Source organism: Sphingomonas sp. EU05-FHT14C10, from assembly GCF_058790595.1.
Map to the genome: position 1 here is coordinate 13,276 of NZ_JBYTEN010000007.1, position 19,827 is coordinate 33,102.

The 19,827-nt window shown below is 65.6% G+C and carries 21 protein-coding genes; 6 read left to right on the top strand and 15 right to left on the bottom strand.

Going from position 1 to position 19,827, the window contains the following annotated elements; genetic code table 11:
* Nucleotide 1: 1 nt before the first annotated feature.
* The 4 genes from AC3WT0_RS08935 to AC3WT0_RS08950 all read right to left on the bottom strand — a co-directional run bounded on the left by AC3WT0_RS08935 (nucleotide 2) and on the right by AC3WT0_RS08950 (nucleotide 7,157).
* The gene (locus AC3WT0_RS08935) at nucleotides 2–2,011 is read right to left on the bottom strand and encodes an alpha-glucosidase (RefSeq protein ID WP_492753167.1); all 2,010 of its coding nucleotides are present in this window, start codon (nucleotides 2,009–2,011) and stop codon (nucleotides 2–4) included.
* Nucleotides 2,001–3,641: a long-chain-fatty-acid--CoA ligase gene (locus AC3WT0_RS08940; protein WP_492753168.1), complete on the bottom strand. Its 1,641-nt coding sequence runs from the start codon at nucleotides 3,639–3,641 to the stop codon at nucleotides 2,001–2,003. The genes AC3WT0_RS08935 and AC3WT0_RS08940 overlap by 11 nt, the downstream gene beginning before the upstream one ends.
* An 83-nt stretch (nucleotides 3,642–3,724) precedes the next feature.
* Nucleotides 3,725–6,052 carry a TonB-dependent receptor gene (locus AC3WT0_RS08945; RefSeq protein ID WP_492753169.1) on the bottom strand — a complete coding sequence of 776 codons (2,328 nt, stop codon included), beginning with the start codon at nucleotides 6,050–6,052 and terminating at the stop codon, nucleotides 3,725–3,727.
* 187 nt (nucleotides 6,053–6,239) lie between these two features.
* Nucleotides 6,240–7,157: a LysR substrate-binding domain-containing protein gene (locus AC3WT0_RS08950; protein ID WP_492753170.1), complete on the bottom strand. Its 918-nt coding sequence runs from the start codon at nucleotides 7,155–7,157 to the stop codon at nucleotides 6,240–6,242.
* A gap of 113 nt (nucleotides 7,158–7,270) precedes the next feature.
* Between AC3WT0_RS08950 and AC3WT0_RS08955 the strand changes: the two genes are divergently transcribed.
* Nucleotides 7,271–8,035 carry a phytanoyl-CoA dioxygenase family protein gene (locus AC3WT0_RS08955; RefSeq protein WP_492753171.1) on the top strand — a complete coding sequence of 255 codons (765 nt, stop codon included), beginning with the start codon at nucleotides 7,271–7,273 and terminating at the stop codon, nucleotides 8,033–8,035.
* A gap of 10 nt (nucleotides 8,036–8,045) precedes the next feature.
* Entirely contained in the window at nucleotides 8,046–8,666 is a 621-nt protein-coding gene (locus AC3WT0_RS08960; RefSeq protein ID WP_492753172.1) for an NADPH-dependent FMN reductase, read from the top strand.
* A 143-nt stretch (nucleotides 8,667–8,809) separates the two neighbouring features.
* Here AC3WT0_RS08960 and AC3WT0_RS08965 read toward each other — a convergent pair whose 3' ends face one another.
* Entirely contained in the window at nucleotides 8,810–9,766 is a 957-nt protein-coding gene (locus tag AC3WT0_RS08965) for an SMP-30/gluconolactonase/LRE family protein (protein WP_492753173.1), read from the bottom strand.
* Between the two features lie 116 nt (nucleotides 9,767–9,882).
* On the opposite strand from AC3WT0_RS08965, the gene AC3WT0_RS08970 reads away from it, so the two are divergent.
* The 3 genes from AC3WT0_RS08970 to AC3WT0_RS08980 all read left to right on the top strand — a co-directional run bounded on the left by AC3WT0_RS08970 (nucleotide 9,883) and on the right by AC3WT0_RS08980 (nucleotide 12,709).
* Nucleotides 9,883–11,103 carry a TIGR04063 family PEP-CTERM/XrtA system glycosyltransferase gene (locus tag AC3WT0_RS08970; protein ID WP_492753174.1) on the top strand — a complete coding sequence of 407 codons (1,221 nt, stop codon included), beginning with the start codon at nucleotides 9,883–9,885 and terminating at the stop codon, nucleotides 11,101–11,103.
* 11 nt (nucleotides 11,104–11,114) lie between these two features.
* On the top strand, nucleotides 11,115–11,768 hold the full coding sequence (locus AC3WT0_RS08975) for a hypothetical protein (RefSeq protein ID WP_492753175.1): 654 nt from the start codon (nucleotides 11,115–11,117) through the stop codon (nucleotides 11,766–11,768).
* A 101-nt stretch (nucleotides 11,769–11,869) separates the two neighbouring features.
* Nucleotides 11,870–12,709: a hypothetical protein gene (locus AC3WT0_RS08980; RefSeq protein WP_492753176.1), complete on the top strand. Its 840-nt coding sequence runs from the start codon at nucleotides 11,870–11,872 to the stop codon at nucleotides 12,707–12,709.
* Here the strand turns inward: AC3WT0_RS08980 and AC3WT0_RS08985 are convergent.
* The 5 genes from AC3WT0_RS08985 to AC3WT0_RS09005 are packed head-to-tail and all read right to left on the bottom strand — an operon-like array spanning nucleotide 12,706 to nucleotide 16,039.
* Nucleotides 12,706–13,308 carry a DedA family protein gene (locus tag AC3WT0_RS08985; protein WP_492753177.1) on the bottom strand — a complete coding sequence of 201 codons (603 nt, stop codon included), beginning with the start codon at nucleotides 13,306–13,308 and terminating at the stop codon, nucleotides 12,706–12,708. The two genes, AC3WT0_RS08980 and AC3WT0_RS08985, sit on opposite strands and share 4 nt — an antisense overlap.
* Before the next feature lie 39 nt (nucleotides 13,309–13,347).
* Complete coding sequence (gene gshB, locus AC3WT0_RS08990) at nucleotides 13,348–14,301, bottom strand: glutathione synthase (RefSeq protein ID WP_492753178.1); 954 nt, start codon at nucleotides 14,299–14,301, stop codon at nucleotides 13,348–13,350.
* A 48-nt stretch (nucleotides 14,302–14,349) separates the two neighbouring features.
* A complete protein-coding gene (locus AC3WT0_RS08995; RefSeq protein WP_492753179.1) occupies nucleotides 14,350–14,706 on the bottom strand; it encodes a YraN family protein in 357 nt (118 codons plus the stop codon).
* Nucleotides 14,707–14,711: 5 nt separating this feature from the next.
* Nucleotides 14,712–15,350 (bottom strand): DedA family protein, encoded by a 639-nt coding sequence (locus AC3WT0_RS09000; protein WP_492753180.1) that lies wholly within the window; start codon nucleotides 15,348–15,350, stop codon nucleotides 14,712–14,714.
* 23 nt (nucleotides 15,351–15,373) lie between these two features.
* A complete protein-coding gene (locus AC3WT0_RS09005) occupies nucleotides 15,374–16,039 on the bottom strand; it encodes a glutathione S-transferase family protein (RefSeq protein WP_492753315.1) in 666 nt (221 codons plus the stop codon).
* A 129-nt stretch (nucleotides 16,040–16,168) separates the two neighbouring features.
* Here AC3WT0_RS09005 and AC3WT0_RS09010 point away from each other — a divergent pair, with 129 nt between their 5' ends.
* Nucleotides 16,169–16,369 (top strand): hypothetical protein, encoded by a 201-nt coding sequence (locus AC3WT0_RS09010; RefSeq protein ID WP_492753181.1) that lies wholly within the window; start codon nucleotides 16,169–16,171, stop codon nucleotides 16,367–16,369.
* Nucleotides 16,370–16,499: 130 nt separating this feature from the next.
* On the opposite strand, the gene yihA is transcribed toward AC3WT0_RS09010, so the two are convergent.
* The 5 genes from yihA to rpmH form a co-directional block, all read right to left on the bottom strand.
* A complete protein-coding gene (yihA, locus tag AC3WT0_RS09015) occupies nucleotides 16,500–17,129 on the bottom strand; it encodes a ribosome biogenesis GTP-binding protein YihA/YsxC (protein WP_492753182.1) in 630 nt (209 codons plus the stop codon).
* A 97-nt stretch (nucleotides 17,130–17,226) separates the two neighbouring features.
* A complete protein-coding gene (gene yidC / locus AC3WT0_RS09020; protein WP_492753183.1) occupies nucleotides 17,227–18,957 on the bottom strand; it encodes a membrane protein insertase YidC in 1,731 nt (576 codons plus the stop codon).
* 30 nt (nucleotides 18,958–18,987) lie between these two features.
* Nucleotides 18,988–19,200, bottom strand: coding sequence for a membrane protein insertion efficiency factor YidD (yidD, locus tag AC3WT0_RS09025; protein ID WP_492753184.1), 213 nt, complete (start codon nucleotides 19,198–19,200; stop codon nucleotides 18,988–18,990).
* Nucleotides 19,197–19,535, bottom strand: coding sequence for a ribonuclease P protein component (rnpA, locus tag AC3WT0_RS09030; protein ID WP_492753316.1), 339 nt, complete (start codon nucleotides 19,533–19,535; stop codon nucleotides 19,197–19,199). Before rnpA ends, yidD begins: the two co-directional genes overlap by 4 nt.
* The gene (rpmH, locus tag AC3WT0_RS09035; protein ID WP_492753317.1) at nucleotides 19,532–19,666 is read right to left on the bottom strand and encodes a 50S ribosomal protein L34; all 135 of its coding nucleotides are present in this window, start codon (nucleotides 19,664–19,666) and stop codon (nucleotides 19,532–19,534) included. Before rpmH ends, rnpA begins: the two co-directional genes overlap by 4 nt.
* Nucleotides 19,667–19,827: the final 161 nt, after the last annotated feature.

The following is a 19,827-nucleotide window of genomic DNA, read 5'->3' on the forward strand; positions in this document are numbered from 1 at the left end:
GCTACAGTCGCGCCATCCCCGCGAACAGCTCCGCATCGGCCGAACCCGCGCGATAGAAGACCGGCGGCTGGCCGAAGGGGGCGGGGACGGTCGCGTCCCGCCCGCCGGCAAAGCGCGCGCCGCTCCACACATGCACCCAGTCGGCGCCGGCGGGCAGATAGGTCGTCCAATCCTGCCGGCCTTCCTCGATCACCGGTGCGACGAGCAGGTCGGCGCCATAGAGATAGGCGGTCTGGATCGCATAGGTCTTCGGATCCTCCTCGAAATGGAGGAACAGCGGGCGCTGGATCGGCATGCCCGTCCGCGATGCCTCGTCGGACAGGCGGCGCAGATAGGGCGCGAGATAGGCATAGATCCGCGTCATCCGCGCGAAATGGGCGAGCAGCGCGGGGTCGTCGTCATATTGGGTGTTGGTGCGCGGCCGGTTGCCTTCATGCGTGCGGATCATCGCGGTGAAGGCCGTCATCTCGATCCAGCGCATCGCCAGTTCGGGGGTGCGCAGCGTCTCGAACAGGCTGGTATAGCCGCCCGTGTCGCTATGGCTGTGGGCATTGCCCGTCAGCCCCGCCGACAGCGCGGCGCAGATGGTGGTGCCGATGCCGTCATGGCGGCTCCAGTCGACCGCCTGGTCGCCTGCCCACAGCATCGGGCAATGGCCCTGCACGCCTGCCGCGCCCGATCGCATGAAGAACATGATCTCGCCGGTCTTGCCCCGGCTCGCCACGCCCCTGGCGTTGACCTCGCCCCACAAGGCGGGCCAGCGATTATGCGCGGTCATCCCGCTCTCGCCATTGGCCAGCCGCACGTCGACGGGCAGATATTCGCCGAAATCGGCCATCCAGCCCGAAAGGCCGAAATCGATCATGTTGCGCCCGATGATCGCATCCGCGAACCAGTCGACCGCCGCCGGGTTGGTGAAGTCGACATGCCCGCAATCGAACTCGCCGAAATCGATGACATAGGGCTCGTCGGCGTCGGGGCGCATGACGAGATAGTTGTTGGCCGCCGCCTCGGCGTAAAGCGGCCCGTCCACCGCCAGATAGGGGTTCACATAGCCGAGGAAGCGGATGCCGCGTTCGCCGATCTCGGCGATGCGTTTTGGCAGGTCGGGGTAGCGATCGGCATTCCACTGCCAGTCCCAGAACAGCCGGTTGCCGAAGCTTGTGATGCGCAGCCCGACCCAATCCTCGCACCACAGGCCCGAGATGGCGGCCCCGGCTTCCTCGAAGCGCTTCAACCGCTCGAAGCTCTGGTCGCCGTCCTTCAGGCCGATCACCGCGCCCTTCAGCAGCCAGTCGGGCAGGGCAGGCTGCCTGCCGAAGCGGTCGGCCAGCGCACTGACCAGGTCCGTGAAATGCGGGCGTGCCCACAGTTCGATCCGCGCGGGGATTTCCCAGATCTCGATCTCGTGGAAATCGGCGGCGCGGAAATCGAACGCGGCATAGGCATAGCTGTCGATGTGCAGCGCATAGCGGCGCGAACTCAGATAGGTCGGCTGCGGATAGTTGGTATGGGCATAGCTGCCGCCGGCGCCCGTGGCCTTGGCCTCGCATTGCTGGAACAGCGCGGATTCGGGATCGCGGCCGTTGCCGGGCTCGGAACTCCACAGCGGAAACAGCCGGCCGCGCAGGTCGAAATAGGAGAATTGCTCGCCGCCGCCCCACACATGCTCGCCGGCCTCGGCAGGGGCGCGCAGCCACAGGCGGTTATAGGAGGGGTCGATCGCCTTCAGCGCGATCCCGGCGTCGCTGCCGCGCGCCGTCACGGTCAGTTCCAGCAGCCAGGGCGATCCGGCCTGCTCGGCCAGCCGCACCGTCGCGCCGCTAACTTCGGCATGCGTCAGCGCGATGCGATCGATAACGTCTTCGGCAATGTTGAAATGGCCGCGATGGCCCTGCACATGCGCTTCGCCGCGCCCGATGAAGAAGGCCGGGGCGTCGGCGCGGTGATCGATGATGGTCTTGCCGTCGATGATGATCGCGAAGCCGGAGTCGAGCGCCTCAAGCGCCATGAGAAACGGTCCTTTCGGTGTCGGTCTGAAGGGGGTCGGCGAAGCGCGCGCGCAACGCCTTCTTGTCGATCTTGCCCGTCGCGCCCAGCGGCATGGCGTCGATGAAAGCGACGGCATCGGGCATCCACCAGCGTGCGATCCTCCCCTCGAGCGTGGCGAGCAGTTCGTCGGCGCTGGCTTCCTCGCCGGCATGCAGCGCGGCGACGAGCAGCGGGCGTTCGTCCCAGCGCGGGTGCGGCACGCCGATCACCGCGCAATGCGCGATCTTGGGGTGGCCCGACGCGATATTCTCGATCTCGATCGAGCTGATCCACTCGCCGCCCGATTTGATCACATCCTTGGCGCGGTCGACGATCGCCATATAGCCGTGGGTGTCGATCGTCGCGATGTCGCCGGTATCGAAAAAGCCCTCGGCGTCGAGGATGTCGCCGGCCTTGCCGCCCAGATAGCCCGCCGAAACCGTGGGGCCGCGCACGTGCAGCCGCCCGGGCGTCGCGCCGTCGTGGGGCAGGCGCTCGCCGGCATCGTCGACGATCTTCAGCTCGATGCCGAAGGGCGGGCGGCCCTGCTTCAGGCGGAACGGCATCTGTTCGTCGAAGGGCAGGGCGGCGACCGCCGGGGCCAGCTTGGCATGGGTGCCGATCGGCGATGTCTCGGTCATGCCCCAGCCCTGCACGGTCTCGACGCCATGTTCGCGCAGCCGGCGGACGATGCTTTCGGGAAGTGCGGCGCCGCCGATGATGACGCGCTTCAGGCTGGTCAGCCGCGTGCCGGTGAGGTCGAGATGGTGGAGCAGCCCCTGCCAGACGGTCGGCACGGCGGCGGAGAAGGTCACGCCTTCCGCCTCGATCAGCGCGTGCAGCGATGCGCCGTCGAGCTGCGCGCCGGGCAGCACCAGCTTGCACCCGATCGCCGCGGTCGACAGCGGCATGCCCCAGGCATTGGCGTGGTACATCGGCACGATCGGCATCGCGACGTCGTTGATCGACAGCCCGAACACGTCGGGCTGCAGCGTCAGCAGCATATGAAGCACCGTCGAGCGGTGCGAATAGAGCACGCCCTTGGGATTGCCCGTCGTTCCGCTAGTGTAACAAAGCGCGCAGGCGCTCGCTTCGTCGAACGCCCCCCACCGCGCCTCCGCAGGATCGGCGCCCGACACCTGTGTTTCCACCGACAACCCAGCAGGAAACAACCCGCGATCGACCGCTCCCTCGCCGCCCAGCACGATGATCGTCCCGTCGAAATTCATGCCCGCCAGCACGTCGGCGAGCAGCGGCTGGAAGCAGGGATCGACGAGGATCGCGCGGTCCCCGGCATGGTCGATGATGTAGCGAAGCTGGTCGGCAAAAAGGCGCGGATTGAGCGTGTGGCACACCGCGCCCATGCCCATGATCGCGTACCAGGCCTCGAGATGGTGGAGGTTGTTCCACGCCATCGTCGCCACCCGGTCGCCGGGCCGGATACCGATTGCCGCGAGTGCGACCGAAAGCCTGCGCGCCCGCGTGCGGATCGTCGCATAGTCGCTGCGCTCGATCGCCCCGTCGCCATTCCGCCCGACGACCGGCCGGTCGCCGTCCCATTCGGCGGCGTGATCGATGATCCGATCGAGCGTCAGAGGCCAGTCCTGCATCAGTCCGAGCATCGTTCAGGCCTCTCGCAGTACTGGCATGACCCGCCGGCCCGGCGATTGCCGGAGCCGGCGGGTTCGTTGCCTCAGAAGTTCACGCGACCCGTGACGCCGACATAACGCTGGGCGTCGCGCGGCGTGATCTGGCGCATGAACGACGTGCCGTTCGGAATGCGCTGGATGACGAACTGCTTGTCGGTCAGGTTCTTGGCGATGAACGACAGGCTGTATTTGTCGTCCTTGGTGCGCAGCGTGAGGCCCATGTCCCAGATCGCGTAGGGCGTCTGGAAGGCATAGGGGTTCTGGTTGATGTCGAACTGCGTCCGGCTCTGGTAGGAAACCGTGCTGTTCCAGTCGACGTTGAACGCCTCCAGGCCCAGCGGCAGGCGCCAGTCCGCCGTCACCGTGCCCTTATATTTGGGCGCGAAGGGCAGCGGCTTGCCGTTGAGCGTGGCGGCGCAATTGGTCGGCGCGCCGGTCGGGCAGTTGAACTTGTTGATGTGCGCGTCGGTGTAGCTGAAGCCGCCGTTCAACGAGAAGCGATCGGTGATCGCCGCATTCAAGTCGACTTCGACGCCCCGCGTGGAAACGGTGCCCGCGTTGGTCAGGCGCGTGACGACCTGGCCGGCCACCAGATCGAAGAAGTTGGCCTGATAATTGTCGTACTTCGCATAGAAGGCCGCGACGTTGAAGGTCAGGCGGCGATCGAACAGCCGCGTCTTGAAGCCCACTTCATAGGCGTTCGATTCCTCGGGCTTGATCGGCCCGGTGTCGCGCCCGAGCATATTGAAGAAGACGTTGATCGCCGGACCTTTATAGCCATGCGTGTAGGTGGCGTAGGTCATGACGTTCTTGTCCACGTCATATTGCAGGCCGGCATTGCCCGACCAGCCGTCCGCGTTGGTCGCGCCCGTCGCCGAGAAGCCCGGGTTCACGCCGGGAAAGGCCGTCGTCAGCGTCGAGGTGCGGGCGAAGTCGAACGAGACCTTGTCGTGCGTCCAGCGCACGCCGCCGATGCCGCGGAACTTGTCGGTGAAGTTCATCGTGGCCTGGCCGAAAGCCGAATAGCTGGTCAGCCTGGTCGTGAAGTCGGCATTGCCCTGGTTGGTCACATAAGTCGACGAACCCGGCGCGCAGGGCGTCAGGCCACCGACGGTCGGCAGCGTCGACGCGGTGCAGGCCGTGACCGTGCGGTTGAAATAGTCGACTTCTTTCGTCTTGTAGAAATAGAGACCTGCGACATATTCGAGGAACTGCGGGTGCGCGGAGGCGATGCGCAACTCCTGGGTGAACTGGTCGAACTTCAGGTCGCCGCGATCGTGGGACCGCACGTCGCCCGATGCCACGCCGGTGTTCACATATTTGGGCGCGTCGGAGCGGAAGTCGCCGTCGCGCTGCTGATAATTGTACCAATGACGATAAGCGGTGATCGACGTGAGCGTCGCGGCGCCCAGATCGATGTCGGCCTGCAGCGAAACACCGCTGTTCTTGTCCTTGGTCAGCGGATCGAGGTCGTTGTCGATATTCTTGTTCTTGCCGTCGAGCTTCAGCGGCGCGAGCGACGGGATGAACACCGCATTGTTGAACGCCGACGGGAAGACGAGACCGATGCTGTCGGCATAGCCATTATCGTTGTTCTTCGAATAGTCGCCGATCAGGGTGAGCTTCACCTTGTCGCTGGGCTCGTAGACGATCTTGCCGCGCAGGCCCCAATGCTCGTAGCCGTTGATCTTGTGGTTGTTGAAGACGTTGACGCCATTGCCGTCATATTGCGCGTAGAAGCCGGTCAGCGAGGCCTTGAGCCCTTCGCCGAGCGGGCCGGAAACGCCGGCGCGCACGCGATATTCATTGCCTTCGTACCAGGATGCTTCGGCGAAACCGTCGAAATGGTCGCTCGGATCGCGCGTGACGATATTGATCACGCCCGCCGACGCGTTCTTGCCGAAGAGGCTGCCCTGCGGGCCACGCAGCACTTCGATCCGCTCGACATCGAGGAAATCCGACGTCTGCTGGCCGGTGCGCGCATAGACGACGCCGTCGATGACGGTCGAGACCGAAGGCTCGACGCCCGAGGCGAAGGAAATGGTGCCGACGCCGCGGATCGACAGCGCGGAGTCCTTGTTGGTATTGCCCTTGCGGAAGGTGAGGGTGGGGACGCGCTGGAAGAGCTGCTCCGCCGAGTTGACGTTCGCGCGCTCGAGCTGGGCGCCCGAGACCACCGTGATCGCCAGCGGCACGTCCTGCAGGTTCTGCGCACGCTTCTGCGCAGTGACGATGATGTCGCCGACGCCGGTCTCGTCGGTCGCGGTTGCATTGGCGCTCGTCGTCGTTTGCGCATGAACGGGAGCACCGGCCAATGTCGCCGTCAACGCGGTCGTCAACGCCAGGCCAAGTTTCGCCTTCGATATCGTCATTCAAATCCTCCCCTTGGGCACCGCCAGCGGCTTTGTCATCCGCATGGTCGGCGAATATCAAAGACGCATTTTGCGCCCCTAATATCAACTCAATTAATTGACAACGCAGTCATGTTGCCAGCTTGAAAGCTGCACCTTTCAATCATTGCAGTCTAATCGAGATTTGTTGTGGTCCTATGTCCAAATGCTATGGCTTGCGTGCAATCAATGCCTTGACATGATCGAGGCAGGCTTTCGTTTCGCGAATGACCTCGGCGTGCAGGCAATTCACGATCTCGGGCGTCGGGCCGATGTCGGGTTCGAGCAGCGCGAAGTCCAGATGGACGGGGGGCGCGATGGGGCGCACGGCGACCCCGAGCCGGTGGAACAGCGGCGCGCTGAACGGCTCCGCGATCGCCACGCCCAGCCCGGCTTCGACGAAGGCATAGAGGATCTGCGAATGCTGTGTCTCCAGCCGCCGCGAAACCGGGATGCCGGCGGTTTCGATCGCATTGTCGATGCCGTTCCACAGGGCGTCGGCCTCATGCATCGGTCCTATGAACTCCTCGCCCGCAAGATCGGCCATGGTCAGCCTCTCCCGCGCCGCCAGCTGGTGTCCCGCGGGAAGGATGCAGACATATTCGGCGCGCGCTATGGCGGTGGAACGGATGCCCTCGCGCGGCGGAATGTCGACGCCGATGCCGAGATCGGCCTGGCCGAGGAAGACATGCTCCTCGATCGCGCGCTGCCCCATCGATTCGACGGTGATCTTGATATCGGGATAAAGGATGCGGAAACGCTGGATGACCGCAGGCAGGATCGACATGGCGATCGCCGCGAGCGCCGCGATCCTGACGGTGCCGACCGGATGCGCGCGGATGCGGCGCGCCGCCTGCTCCAGCAGGTCGAGGCCGGTATAGCTGCGGCGCACGGCCTCGAACAAAGCCTGCGCCTGCGCGGTCGGGTGCACGCGCGCGCCGCGGCGATCGAACAGGCGAAAGCCCACCGCGCGTTCGAGATCGGCGATCAGCCGGCTCACCGAAGGCTGACTGATGTTGAGCATGGCGGCGGCAGCGGTGATGCCGCCGCTCATCATCACGGCGCGGAACGCCTCGACCTGTCTCATTCGCATGAGACATAGTATATACACATGAACTCTTATCGCAATTTGATTGGATGCGATGGCCTGCCCGGCGCTATTATGCCCGGAAGAAGGACAGAAATTCTTTGGAGAGAAAAATGGATTATTCGGCCCAGCGCGAGCAGTTCGCCAAGGAAGGCTATGCGGTGTTCGAGCGTGCGCTCGAAGGCCCGCTGCTTGATCTGCTGCGCGAGGAATGCACGCGCGTGATCGAGCGCGAGGATGAGCGCCTCGACAAGCTCGGCGTCGAGGTCGACGGGATCAGCCACAAGGGCAAGCGCTATTTCGCGGGCGAATGCCAGCGCGTCCAGCCGGGGCTGCGCGATATGCTGTTCAGCGAAGTCATGGCCGACGTCTGCCGCGCCACGATCGGCGACGACGCCTATTTCTTTTACGACCAATATGTCGTGAAGGGCGCCGACAAGGGCATGCCGTTCAGCTGGCATCAGGATTCGGGCTATGTCGTCGGCAATGGCGGCCCGGCCGATCACAAGCCTTACCTCACCTGCTGGTGCACGCTCGACGACACCACGGTCGAAAATGGCACGGTGCGCATCCTGCCTTTCTCGCAGGCGCCCGAATCGCGTGATGGAATCGTCCCGCATATCCGCCAGGAAGGCAGCAACGATCTGGTCGGCTATACCGGCGATGCGGAAGGCGTGACGCTGGAAGTTCCTGCAGGCAGCATCGTCGCTTTCTCCAGCCTCGCGCTCCACGCCACCGGATCCAATACCACGCCCAAGATGCGTCGGGTGTATCTGGCGCAATATTCGCCCGAGCCGATCCTCAATCCCGGCACCAACCACCTGCGCCGCAACGCCATCGCCTTCCTGCGCGGTGGCCGGCAGGTCACGTTCAACTGATCGCCGGCCGATGAACGCCATGCTGCAGGCGACGGGCCGGCCGCTCATCGTCGGAATGGGCGGCACGGCCACGCCGGCCAGTTCGTCCGAAAAGCTCCTTCGCCGCGCGCTTGACCGCTGTGCGGCGCTGGGTGCCGAGACGATGATCTTCGACGGCGCGGCGCTCGATCTGCCCATGTATGCGCCGACCAGCGCGGAGCGGTGCGATCATGCGCTGGCGCTGATCGATGCGCTGCGCCGCGCCAACGGCGTCATCATCGCGTCGCCGGGCTATCACGGCACGGTCTCCGGCCTGATCAAGAATGCGCTCGATTATGTGCAGGACATGGCCGAGGACGAAGCAGTCTATTTTGAAGGACGTGCGGTGGGGCTGATCGCCTCGGCAGCCGGATGGCAGGCGACGGGGACGACGCTTGCGACGCTACGCTCGATCACTCATGCGCTGCGTGGCTGGCCGACGCCGATGGCGGTGGCAGTCAATTCGATGCAGCCCGTCTTCGGCGCGGATGGGGCGATCAGCGACAAGGGCATTGCGACGCAGATCGATATTTTGGCGGAACAGGTCGTCACCTTCGCCCAGATGCGTGCGCTCCACGATCTGGCGGCGGCAGGCGGGCAAGTGGCCGCATAGAGCCGGTCCGGCGACCTGATCGGACGCCGAGGCGCATCAGCCTCCACAAGCGCTCCCCGTCATTGCGAGCGCAGCGAAACAATCCAGAAAGATTCCGGACATAGCTCTGGATTGCTTCGCTGCGCTCGCAATGATGAAGCAGGTTAGTCGATCGCGATGAAGGCCAGCCCGTTGTTCAGGTTCATCGGGATGACGAGCTGACGCGCCTTGGGATCGAAGCACATCGATGCCGCGCTCGGGATGCCGCTGGCGATCAGCTCGGGCGGCTTGCCGGGGCGGATGCGCGTGACTCCGCCGAGCTGGACGCTGCTCACATATTTGGTCCCATCGGGCATGATGACGACGCCGTCGCTTCCCGCCTGCGCCGACTGCTCAGTCTTCAACAGCCGCCCGTCCGGAGCGAAGGTCAACACGCGCGTGTCGTTCATGTTGAGCACGACGATATTGCCGTCATTGTCGATCGCGACGCCGTTGGGGCGCGCGAGCGGGGCGCCGTCGACAAGGACGCTCGCCTTGCCGTCCGGGGCGATCCTGAACAGCCGCATCGGCGTCGTGCCGTCGGGTGTTCCGCTCTGCGACGCATAGACGGTGCCGTCGGCGGCGATGGCGATGTCGTTGAACCATGGCGATTCGGGGACGGGGATTTCGCCTGCGGGTGCGCCTGTCACCATATCGAACATGCGGAGCACCGCGACTTTCTTCGCCCCGTCCGCCGTGCCGCCGTCGCTGTCCGCCAGGTAGAGGCGGCCGGCGTGGATCGCGCTGCCGAAAGGCTGGTTGAGCACCAGCCCGTCGCGCGTCGCCCCGATCCATTTGGGCGTGTGGACCGAGCCGTCATGGTTGATTAGTGAGACGAAGCCGTCATTGGGCGCCTGCGTCTGCTCGGCCCCGCGATTGACCGTGACGATCAGGTCGCGCGTCGCATCGTAGGAGCAGCTCTCGGCATTCACGATCGCCCCGAACACACGGACGTTGCGCGAAATCGGCGTGCGCTTGCCGTCGGTAGTGACGCCCAGCGGGTCGCCGGCTTTGAAAGGCGCGGTCTGCGCCGTGGCGGCGGCGGCGCTCAGCAGCAGGCATGTCGCCAGTGACAATTTCATCAGCCTCTCCCCGTTTGCGATTCTTGCATACAAGAATGAGGCATGGCGCGCCACCTCCGATCGCGCGCGGCGTTGCGGTTGACGAGACGTTAACGCCCGGCTGGCAAAAGCGCGTCATGCGCGTGCTCCACATCCTCGACCATGGCCTGCCGATGCAGAGCGGCTATAGTTTCAGGACGCGCGCGATCCTGAAGGCGCAGCAGGCGGTGGGGATCGACGTTGCCGCCGTCACCGGGCCGCGCCACACTGCCCCGGGCGAGGCGGAGCAGTGGATCGACGGGCTCCATTTCCACCGCACGCAAATGCCTTCGCCCGCGCCGGCGCCGCTCGGCGAGTGGCGCGAAATCCGGTCGCTCGCGCGGCGGCTGGATGAAGTCATCCGCAGCTGGCGGCCCGATATCCTCCACGCTCATTCGCCTGTGATGAACGCACTCGCCGCGCTGCGGGTGGCGCGGCGTCACGGCCTGCCTCTGCTCTACGAAATTCGCGCCTTCTGGGAGGATGCGGCCGTCGGCAACGGAAGCGGGCGCGAGGGTGCGGCGCGCTATCGCCTGACGCGCTTCATCGAGACGCGCGCGGCGCATGCCGTCGATGCCGTCGCCGTGATCTGCGAAGGCTTGCGCGACGATCTCATCGCGCGCGGTGTCGCGGCCGAAAAGATCGTCGTCTCGCCCAACGGCGTCGATCTCACCCTGTTCGGTGCACCCGCGGTGCGCGACGAGGCGCTCGCCACCGAACTCGGCCTGGCGGGCGCGGAGACGATCGGCTTCATCGGCAGCTTTTACGATTATGAAGGCCTCGACGATCTGATCGCCGCGATGCCCGCATTGGTGAAGGCGCGGCCGGCGGCGCATCTGCTCCTCGTCGGCGGCGGGCCGATGGACGAGGCGCTGCGCATCCAGGCGGCGGCCTCGCCGGTCACCGGTCGCATCCGCTTTGCCGGGCGCGTGCCGCACGACGCCGTCGAGCGCTATTATGGCCTGATCGACATTCTCGCCTATCCGCGCAAACGGATGAGGCTCACCGATCTCGTGACGCCGCTCAAGCCGCTGGAGGCGATGGCGCAGCGCCGCATCGTCGCGGCTTCGGATGTCGGCGGGCATCGCGAGCTGATCGAGGACGGCGTCACCGGCACGTTGTTCCCGCCGGGCCAACCCGTCGCGATCGCTGCTGCGCTTGCCGGGCTGCTTGCCGATCGCGCTCGCTGGGATGCGATCCGCGATGCGGCACGGAATTTTGTCGAGCGCGAGCGCGATTGGGCAAAGAATATTGCGCGTTACGCGCCGGTGTATCAATCAATGCTTGGGCGTCGCCGCCCGATCGGGCTGGCGGCATGATGGGGGTGACGATGATTTCGCGCGCAAAGCGGGGGCAGACGGTGGCGCTGGCGCTGCTGCTCGGCCTTCTGGCAGGGGCGGGGACGTTTGCCGCGCCTGCTGACCTGATCGAAACGCTGGTTGGCGACAGCGGTATCGTGGCGCTCATACCCGCTGCCGCACCGCCGCTGGGGATGACTGCTCGGCTCATTCTCGCCGCCATTGCCTTGCTCGTCGTCGCCGGCTTCTTCGTCGCGCTGATGGCCTTTCTCGAACGCAATGGCCGCCTGCGCCATCGCCGCCGCCGCGCCGCGCGTTCGGCGGATGACGACGCGCCGTCTCTGCGTCGCGTCGATGCGCATCCCGACGCGCCGGCCCGCCGCCCGCTTTCGGCGCAGGACCTGCCCTTCGAACTCAACATGGCTGAGGAGGAGCGCGAGGAGCCGGTGGCGGAGGAAAAGCCGATCACCACTTTCCCCTTGCCTGAGCCGACAGCCGCACCGGACGACGACAGCGATCCGCACAGCATCGAAGTGATGATGGCGCGCCTCGAAAAGCGCCTGAGCGAACGTGGCGGACGCCCGCCGGCGGTCACCCCCGAAATTGCGGAGAAGGTCGATCAGCCGCTGCGCGAGATGATGAGCAGCCTCCACCGCGCCGCCGCACGCGCCAATCGCGGCGAATAGGCAAACGCGCCACGCCGCGCGGATGTGAAACGACGCACGGAAATGCTTCCTTAAGCCCGAAATGCCATGATCCGGCATCCAATTGGCAAACGGGGGCCAAGATGCGGATCGTTCGGGGGCTGTGCGCGGCCCTGTTGCTGCTCGTCATCATCCAGCCGGTCGAAGCGCGGCGCTTTCGCCTGTTCGGCATTCCTGGCTTCGGATCGGGCGAGAAGATCGAAAAAGTCTATGATCTTCCCGACCGTGAGCCCTTCTTCAAGGATGGCCAGTTTCTCGACGTCGGCTATCTGACGGGCTCGTCGCGTGCCGGTTATGTCATGTATTCGGGCACGAAATTCGTGGCGCTGGATGCATCGGGCATCGCGCTTCTCACCAGCATGCTGGGCGTCGATCCGACTGCGGCGCACCGCGCCAGGATGGGCGGGGGGCAAAGCATCGCGCTCGATCGCGCCAAGGCCGAACTCGCCGAAGATCAGAAAAAGCAGGATCGCATCGCCAAGGGGCTGATGATCGAACCCCGCCCGGGCGAGACGACGGCTGCTTTCGCCGCCCGGCGCGAGGCTTTCGTCAGGGCCCAGCGCGCGGCGGCGAGCGCGACCGCGGCGAACGTCGAGCCGACCGCGCCCGTCGACTTGCCTGAGCGTCGGTCGAGCAGCGGTGGCGCATTGATCGGGTTGCTCGTCGTCCTCGCGATCATCTTCTTCGGCGCGCGCAAGCTCTATGCCGGCATCTTCGGCGTGGCGCGCGCGATGACATCTACATCCGATATCGGCGAGGCGCCCGCTGAGGCCGGCGGCGGATCATCCTTCGACGCCCGCGTCGCGCGCCGGCTGGCCGAGCTTCAGAATGGCGATGCGGCCGCGCCGGCGCCGACCGCCGATGCGCCTTCCGCGCCGCCACTCGCCAGTGCGCGCCCGGCCTTCGGTCGAAAGATCGCCTAGCCTCTACCGCCGCGCCAGGTCAGCACGCGCCATAGCCAGATCGCGATGATCCCCACGGTCAGCGCGGCGGCGGCGGGGCCGGTCCACTGTTCCAGCTCGCCGAAGCGCAGGCCGAGCCAGAGGCCGGCGCCGGCAAGGACGATGTTCCAGATCGTCGTGCCGGCGGCGGTCCACAGCAGGAATTTCCAGCGCGGCATGCGCACGAGGCCGGCGGGGAGCGAGATCATCGTGCGGAAGGTCGGCATGAAGCGCGCGACGAAGACCAGCCACTGGCCATGGCGTAGGAAGAAGGCGGTCAGCCGTTCGACATCGTGCCATTCGACCGTGAGCCAGCGGCCGTGCCGCTCGACGAAGGGGCGAAGCCGCTCATAGCCATAGCTGCGCCCGACCCAGTACCAGAAATAATTGCCCGCGACCGAGCCGATCGTTCCAGCCGCGACGAGCAGCGCGAAATCCATTCGCCCGTGCGCCACCGCGATCCCGCCGAATCCCATGATGACTTCGGACGGAATGGGCGGCACGACATTCTCGATCGCCATCAGGATGACGATGCCGAGATAGCCGGCGGTCTCGATGACGCGCAGGATGAAGTCAGTCATGCGATCGGCAACGCGTGGAAAGCGAGGACGGGCGCAGGGTTAGCGCGCAGCCACCTTCGCTTCGATCGCATCCCAGATCAAGCCCGCCGTGTCGGTGCCGTTAAACCGGTCGATCGCGACGATGCCGGTGGGCGAGGTGACGTTGATCTCGGTCAGCCATTCGCCGCCGATCACGTCGATGCCGACGAACAGCAGCCCGCGCTTCTTGAGCTCGGGGCCAAGCGCATCGCAGATTTCTCGCTCGCGCGCGGTCAGTTCGGTCTTGGCGGCGCGCCCGCCGACCGCGAGGTTGGAGCGGATCTCGCCTTCGCCGGGGATGCGGTTGACCGCGCCGGCCACTTCGCCGTCGACGAGGACGATACGCTTGTCGCCTTCGGTCACCGAGGGGATGAAGGCCTGGATCATGTGCGGCTCGCGATAGGCGGTGTTGAACACCTCGATCAGCGAGGAGAGGTTGGCGCCGTCGCTGCCCACCTTGAAGATCGCCTTGCCGCCATTGCCGTGGAGCGGCTTGACCACGATCTCGCCATGCTCGGCAAGGAAGGCGCGTGCTTCGTCGACGCTGCGGGTGACGAGCGTCGGCGGCATGAAGCCCTGATAATCGAGCACGAATATCTTTTCAGGCGCGTTGCGCACCGAGGCGGGGTCGTTCACCACCAGCGTCCTGTCCGCGATCCGTTCGAGCAGATGGGTGGCGGTGATGTAGCCGAGGTCGAAGGGCGGATCCTGCCGCATCAGGACGACATCGGCTTCTTCGCCGAGATCGAGCTTCACCGGATCGCCGAAGGTGAAGTGATCGCCCTTCACCGCACGAACCTCGACGGGATGCGCGCGCGTCCAGACGCGGCCGGCGGCATAGTTGAGGTCGCTCGCCGCGTAATGGAACAGCCTGTGGCCGCGCGCCTGCGCGGACAGCATCAGCGCGAAGGTCGAATCCCCCGCTATATTGATCGTTTCCAGCGGATCCATCTGGACGGCGACGGTCAGGCTCATGCGGCTACTCCTGTGCTGCGCGCGATCTAGGGCGCTCGGCGGCGCTTGTCACCCGTGCCAGGCATTGGCGATGTGGCGGGGCAGGTGGCCGGGCGCGATCAGGATCACGTCTATGCGGATGTCTCCGCGCGCCGGGGCATAGCGCGGGGCGAGAAGCACGGCGGCGGCGGCGACGCGGCGCAGCCTGTGGCGATCAATCGCGATGTCCAGCGCCTTGCCGCTGGCGCGGTGCTTCACTTCGACGAATACCACGGTCCTTCCGCGTTTCGCGACCAGATCGACTTCGCCGACGGCGGTGCGCACGCGCCGGTCTATGATCCGCCAGAAATGCAGCCGCAGCCACCATGCCGCGATCGCCTCGGCACGCCGTCCCTGCCTTTCGGCCTGTCGACGGTCGCGCTTCACCGCGATCAGCCCTGGCGCTTCATCGCGCGAAGCTTGTGCCAGACGAACCAGATGCCCGCCACAAGCCCGATGCCGACGATCAGGAAATCCAGTTCGTGGAACAACGCCTTGAGCCGCGGATCATTCTGCCACGCCTCGCCAAGCTCGCGGCCGACCAGTGCGAGCGCGAGGCAGAAGGGCCAGGATCCGATGAAGGTGTAGATGTGGAACTTGACCAGCGGCATGCGCGCGACCCCGGCGGGGAAGGCGATGAACGATCGCACCACCGGGAGCATCCGGCAGATCAGCACCGCGAGGCTGCCGAAGCGCTGGAAGAAGCGTTCGGCGCGATCGAGATCGTCCATCGTCACCAGCACGAACTTGCCGAAGCGCGCGACGAAAGGCCGCCCGCCATATTTGCCGACCTCATAGGCCGGGATCGATCCGATGTTGCAGCCGATGGCGCCGGCGGTCGCGACCAGCCAGACGTTGAGCTCGCCGGTCGATACCAGATAGCCCGCGAACGGCATGATGATCTCGGACGGCAGGGGGATGCACGCGCTCTCGATCGCCATCAGCAGCGCGATGCCCCAATAGCCGCCCCACGAGATGACCGCGATGATCCATGCGGTCACGGCCGCGATGATCTGGTGAAGATACTGCATGCGATTCTCTTTGCCCCGAAGGATCAGGCGCCGACGGGCTGCTCGAACTTCTCGATGACCCACGGCTCGTCCTGCGCCGCGACCAGCCATTCCTGCATCCACGGATGCGTGATGATGGCCTCCATATAAGCCTGCGCGAAGCGGGGGATGGGGATGCTGTAGGTGATGAAGCGCGTGACGACGGGAGCGAACATGATGTCCGCCGCGCCGAATGCGCCGAACAGGAAGGGCCCCCCCGATCCGTGGCGCGCCCGCGCCTCCGCCCACAGGCCGAGGACGCGGACCACATCGGCATTGGCCGCCTCGCTCAGCCCCTGGAAGGGAAAGCGCTTGCGCACGTTCATGCCATGCTCGCGGCGGAGCGCGGCGAAGCTCGAATGCATATCGGCCGCCATCGATCGCGCCATTGCGCGCGCGCCCTCGTCTTCGGGCCAGAAGCGGGCGCGGCCCACCTTGTCGGCCAGCCAGTCGACGATGGCGAGCGAATCCCACACCACGGTATCGCCATCCCACAGGATCGGCACCTTGCCCTGGCTGGGGGCGAACTCGTCGCCTTCGCGGCGCTGGTTCCAGTCCTCGTCATAGAGGGGAACGGTCATTTCCTCGAACGGCAGGCCCGATTGCTTGAGCGCAAGCCAGCCGCGCAGCGACCAGCTGCTATACGCCTTGTTGCCGATGATCAGCTTCAGCACCCGGACCTCCCTTTGGGCGACGACGGTTAGGGGGTGGAGCCGATGCTGTCCAGCGTGGGCGGACCCGGCCATGCGCCCGACATGATTTGTCATCGGCGAAGGAGAGGGGGTGAAGGCAGGGGATGAATGAGCGTGACGATGGTTGCTGTAGGGAATGGCGGAAAAGCGCGATTTCGGTCTTTGGAAGTTGACAAAGTTGAGAGGCTGGAGGGGTTTCTCAACTTCCGCATGAAGGCTGCCCAGGGGATCGCCGTCGTTGCGAGCGCAGCGAAGCAATCCAGAGGATGCCCGACGCCAGTCTGGATTGCTTCGCTGCGCTCGCAATGACGGATGGTGGTCATGCCGACGAGGATAGACCTGAAGCGGGGCTGTAGGACAGCTTCGTGACCGCGTATCGCGACCGGCGTGACGACTTTCGGGGGCGGCCAATATTCCCCCGGGTCTCCCGCGTCTCGGTCTATTCGATCGCTTCGAGCACGGCCGCGCGCAGCTCGGCGATGCCGCCGCCCGTCTCGCTCGACGTCGGCATCACGTCGGGATGCGCGGCGGGGCGGGTGCGGGCTTCTGCGGCGGTCGCGGCGATCACCTTCTCAAGCTCGGTCGGCTTGATCTTGTCGGCTTTGGTGAGGACGAGGCGATAGCTGACCGCGGCGTCGTCGAGCATCTTCATGATCTCGCGGTCGACGTCCTTCAGCCCGTGGCGGCTGTCGATGAGGACAAGCGCGCGCTTCAGCACCTGGCGGCCGCGCAGATAGTCGTTCACCAGGAAGCGCCACTTCTTGACGATGTCCTTCGGCGCCTTGGCGAAGCCGTAGCCGGGCATGTCGACGAGGCGCAGCACCGGCGGATCGCCGACGTCGAAGAAGTTCAGCTCCTGCGTCCGCCCCGGCGTGTTCGAAGTGCGCGCGATCGCCTTGCGCCCGGTGAGCGCGTTGAGCAGCGACGACTTGCCGACGTTCGATCGCCCGGCGAACGCGATTTCGGGCGCGACCGCATCGGGGAGGAACTTCAGGTCCGGCGCCGACTTGAGGAAAGTCACCGGCCCCGCGAACAGCCGGCGCGCACCCTCGATCAGTTCTTCATCCATCACCGTTCGTCCCGAGCGAAGTCGAGGGACGTCGGGCGCGGCGGGGCGTGTCTCGACTGCGCTCTACACGAACGGATGATGAAGTCGCGCGTATCGATCACGATTTCTCAGCCTGCGCCTTCATCCCCGGATGGCGGCTGTAGAGCCACTTCTGCTGGAGGATGGTGAGCGTGTTCGACATCACCCAGTAGAGCTGAAGCCCGGCGGCGAAAGGCGCCATCACGAACATCATGATCCACGGCATGAAGCCGAAAACCTGCTTCTGCACATCGTCCATCGGCTGCGGGTTGAGCTTGAACTGCAGCCACATCGTGATGCCCAGCAGGATCGCGAGCACGCCGATCGACAGCGCCGACGGCGGCGTGAAGGGCAGCAGGCCGAACAGGTTGACCGGGGTCAGCGGATCGGGCGCGGACAGATCCTTGATCCACAGCACGAACGGCTGGTGGCGCATCTCGATCGTCAGCATCAGCACCTTGTAGAGCGCGTAGAAGACCGGGATCTGCAGCAGGATCGGCGCGCAGCCGCCCAGCGGGTTGATCTTCTCGCGCTTGTACAGCTCCATCATTTCCTGCTGGAGGCGCGGCTTGTCGTCCTTGTGGCGCTCCTGCAGCTCCTTCATCTTCGGCTGGAGCGTGCGCATCGCCGCCATCGACGAGAACTGGCGCTGCGCGATCGGGAACATCAGGCCGCGCACGATACAGGTGAGCAGGATGATCGCGACGCCGAAATTGCCGAACAGCTTGAACAGCCAGTCGAGCGTGTAGAAGATCGGCAGCTCGAACCAGTAGAACCAGCCCCAGTCGATCGCGAGGTCGATCTGGGTCGCGCCTTCCTTCTCATAGCGTTCGAGCAGGTGGACATCCTTCGCGCCCGCAAAGAAGCGGCTGGTGGTGACCAGCGCCTTGCCCTGTGGCACGGCTTGCGGCTGGGCGGTGTTGAACACCGCATTATACTGGCCCGGATTGGGGGCGAAGAGCGCGGCGTCGACCGTCGACTTCTGATCGGGGATCAGCGCGGTCAGCCAATATTTGTCGCCGAAGCCGAGCCAGCCCTTGTCGAGCTTGAAGCGCGTGCCCTGCGCGCCTTCCTTGTCCAGCGTCTCATATTTGATGTCGTAATGATCGGTGCCGCCCCAGAAGCCCACCGGGCCGGTGCGGATCGTCCAGGTGCGCTTGTCGTGCGGATCGGGCGATTCGCCATAGCGCGCGACGAGCGCATAGGGTCGCACGGCGACGGGCGCGGCGCCCGCATTGGTCACGCGCTGCTCGATCGAGAACATGTAATCGGCGTCGACCGAGACCTTGATCTGGAAAAGCTGGCCCGCGCCATTGTCCCAGCTGAGCGTCACCGGCTGGCCGACGGCGAGGCGACGCGAATCGGTGTTCCAGACGGTGTTCGGGCCGGGGAGGGCGGTGGTCGCGCCTTGCGCGCCCGTCCAGCCGAAGCCGGCGAAATAGGCCTGCGCCGCGCCGCCCGGCGAAAGCAGGCGGATCGGCGGCGAATCCGGGGCGATCGTCTCCTTGTGCTTGCGCAGCACCAGATCGTCGATGCGCGCGCCCTGCAGGTTGATCGAACCGAACAGGCTGGGCGTGTCGATGGTGATTCGCGGCGTGGATGCGATCACCACCTTGCGGTCGCGGAGCGCAGCGGGCGAATCCGCCGCGGGATCGGCGCCGGGATTGGGCAGGACCTTGGTCTTGCCGTCCTCGATCCTGGTGACGGGCGGATTGGCGGCCGGGAAATAGCGGTTGGAGACGACGCTCCAGCCGACGAGCACGAGGGCCGACAGCACGATCGCCAGGATCATGTTGCGCAAATTATCCACTCGTCACTCCTGCTTCTGGCATTGTTTGCTTCACGGCACGGGGTCGTAGCCCGACCCGCCCCAGGGATGGCAGCGTGCGACCCGCCGTGCGGCGAGCCATCCGCCCTTCAGCGCGCCATAGCGGCGAAGCGCCTCGATTGCATAGGCCGAACAGGACGGCGCGTAACGACAGGAGGGAGGCAAGACCAGCGACGGACCCTTCTGCCACATGCGGACAATCAGGATCATCAGTCGGCTGATCATGCCGCCGCCGGCCGCGCGAGTTTCGCCAGGGCTTTGCGGAGTTCGGCCTTCAGCGCGGAAAAGTCGCGCTCGACGCCGCCTGCGCGCCCGATCAGCACATGATCGGCGCCGGCGATTCCCGCCTCGGGCAATATCTCGCGCGCAAGCGCACGAAAACGGCGCTTCATCCGGTTACGGACAACAGCGCCGCCGATCTTCTTCGTCACGGTGTAGCCGACGCGAATCGCCGGATCGCCATCGCCGCGCGGTCGGACCAGCAGGACGAAGCCGGGCATCGGCGCCCGGCGTCCTGAATTGGCCGCGAGAAAATCCGCGCGGGCGCTAAGCGTGATCAGGCCGACAGCGTCTTGCGGCCGCGGGCGCGGCGCGCCGCCAGCACCTTGCGGCCACCCGGGGTCGCCGACCGGGCACGGAAGCCGTGACGGCGGGCACGCACCAGATTGCTGGGCTGAAAAGTGCGCTTCATCGCTCATTCCTCAAAAGTCGAATAAAAATGGCCGCCCGGCAAAAGGCGGCCTGTTGCGCGGTCCGTTAGGCAAAATCGCCGCCGAAGTCAACGGCGGCCGGCCGGATTTCGATCCGGGCGCGCAAAGCTCATCCCCCTCGACAGCGCCGCGATCGCCCGGC

Excerpts from the sequence above, each read along its gene's own strand:
- AC3WT0_RS08975 (WP_492753175.1), top strand. The coding sequence starts at position 11,115 with ATGATTTCGCGCGCAAAGCGGGGGCAGACGGTGGCGCTGGCGCTGCTG.
- AC3WT0_RS08950 (WP_492753170.1), bottom strand. The coding sequence starts at position 7,157 with ATGAGACAGGTCGAGGCGTTCCGCGCCGTGATGATGAGCGGCGGCATC.
- AC3WT0_RS09000 (WP_492753180.1), bottom strand. The coding sequence starts at position 15,350 with ATGCAGTATCTTCACCAGATCATCGCGGCCGTGACCGCATGGATCATC.
- AC3WT0_RS08965 (WP_492753173.1), bottom strand. The coding sequence starts at position 9,766 with ATGAAATTGTCACTGGCGACATGCCTGCTGCTGAGCGCCGCCGCCGCC.
- AC3WT0_RS08945 (WP_492753169.1), bottom strand. The coding sequence starts at position 6,052 with ATGACGATATCGAAGGCGAAACTTGGCCTGGCGTTGACGACCGCGTTG.
- AC3WT0_RS08940 (WP_492753168.1), bottom strand. The coding sequence starts at position 3,641 with ATGCAGGACTGGCCTCTGACGCTCGATCGGATCATCGATCACGCCGCC.
- rpmH (WP_492753317.1), bottom strand. The coding sequence starts at position 19,666 with ATGAAGCGCACTTTTCAGCCCAGCAATCTGGTGCGTGCCCGCCGTCAC.
- yidD (WP_492753184.1), bottom strand. The coding sequence starts at position 19,200 with ATGATCAGCCGACTGATGATCCTGATTGTCCGCATGTGGCAGAAGGGT.
- AC3WT0_RS08955 (WP_492753171.1), top strand. The coding sequence starts at position 7,271 with ATGGATTATTCGGCCCAGCGCGAGCAGTTCGCCAAGGAAGGCTATGCG.
- AC3WT0_RS08935 (WP_492753167.1), bottom strand. The coding sequence starts at position 2,011 with ATGGCGCTTGAGGCGCTCGACTCCGGCTTCGCGATCATCATCGACGGC.
- AC3WT0_RS08980 (WP_492753176.1), top strand. The coding sequence starts at position 11,870 with ATGCGGATCGTTCGGGGGCTGTGCGCGGCCCTGTTGCTGCTCGTCATC.
- AC3WT0_RS08985 (WP_492753177.1), bottom strand. The coding sequence starts at position 13,308 with ATGACTGACTTCATCCTGCGCGTCATCGAGACCGCCGGCTATCTCGGC.
- gshB (WP_492753178.1), bottom strand. The coding sequence starts at position 14,301 with ATGAGCCTGACCGTCGCCGTCCAGATGGATCCGCTGGAAACGATCAAT.
- AC3WT0_RS09010 (WP_492753181.1), top strand. The coding sequence starts at position 16,169 with ATGAGCGTGACGATGGTTGCTGTAGGGAATGGCGGAAAAGCGCGATTT.
- yihA (WP_492753182.1), bottom strand. The coding sequence starts at position 17,129 with ATGGATGAAGAACTGATCGAGGGTGCGCGCCGGCTGTTCGCGGGGCCG.
- AC3WT0_RS08970 (WP_492753174.1), top strand. The coding sequence starts at position 9,883 with ATGCGCGTGCTCCACATCCTCGACCATGGCCTGCCGATGCAGAGCGGC.
- AC3WT0_RS08960 (WP_492753172.1), top strand. The coding sequence starts at position 8,046 with ATGAACGCCATGCTGCAGGCGACGGGCCGGCCGCTCATCGTCGGAATG.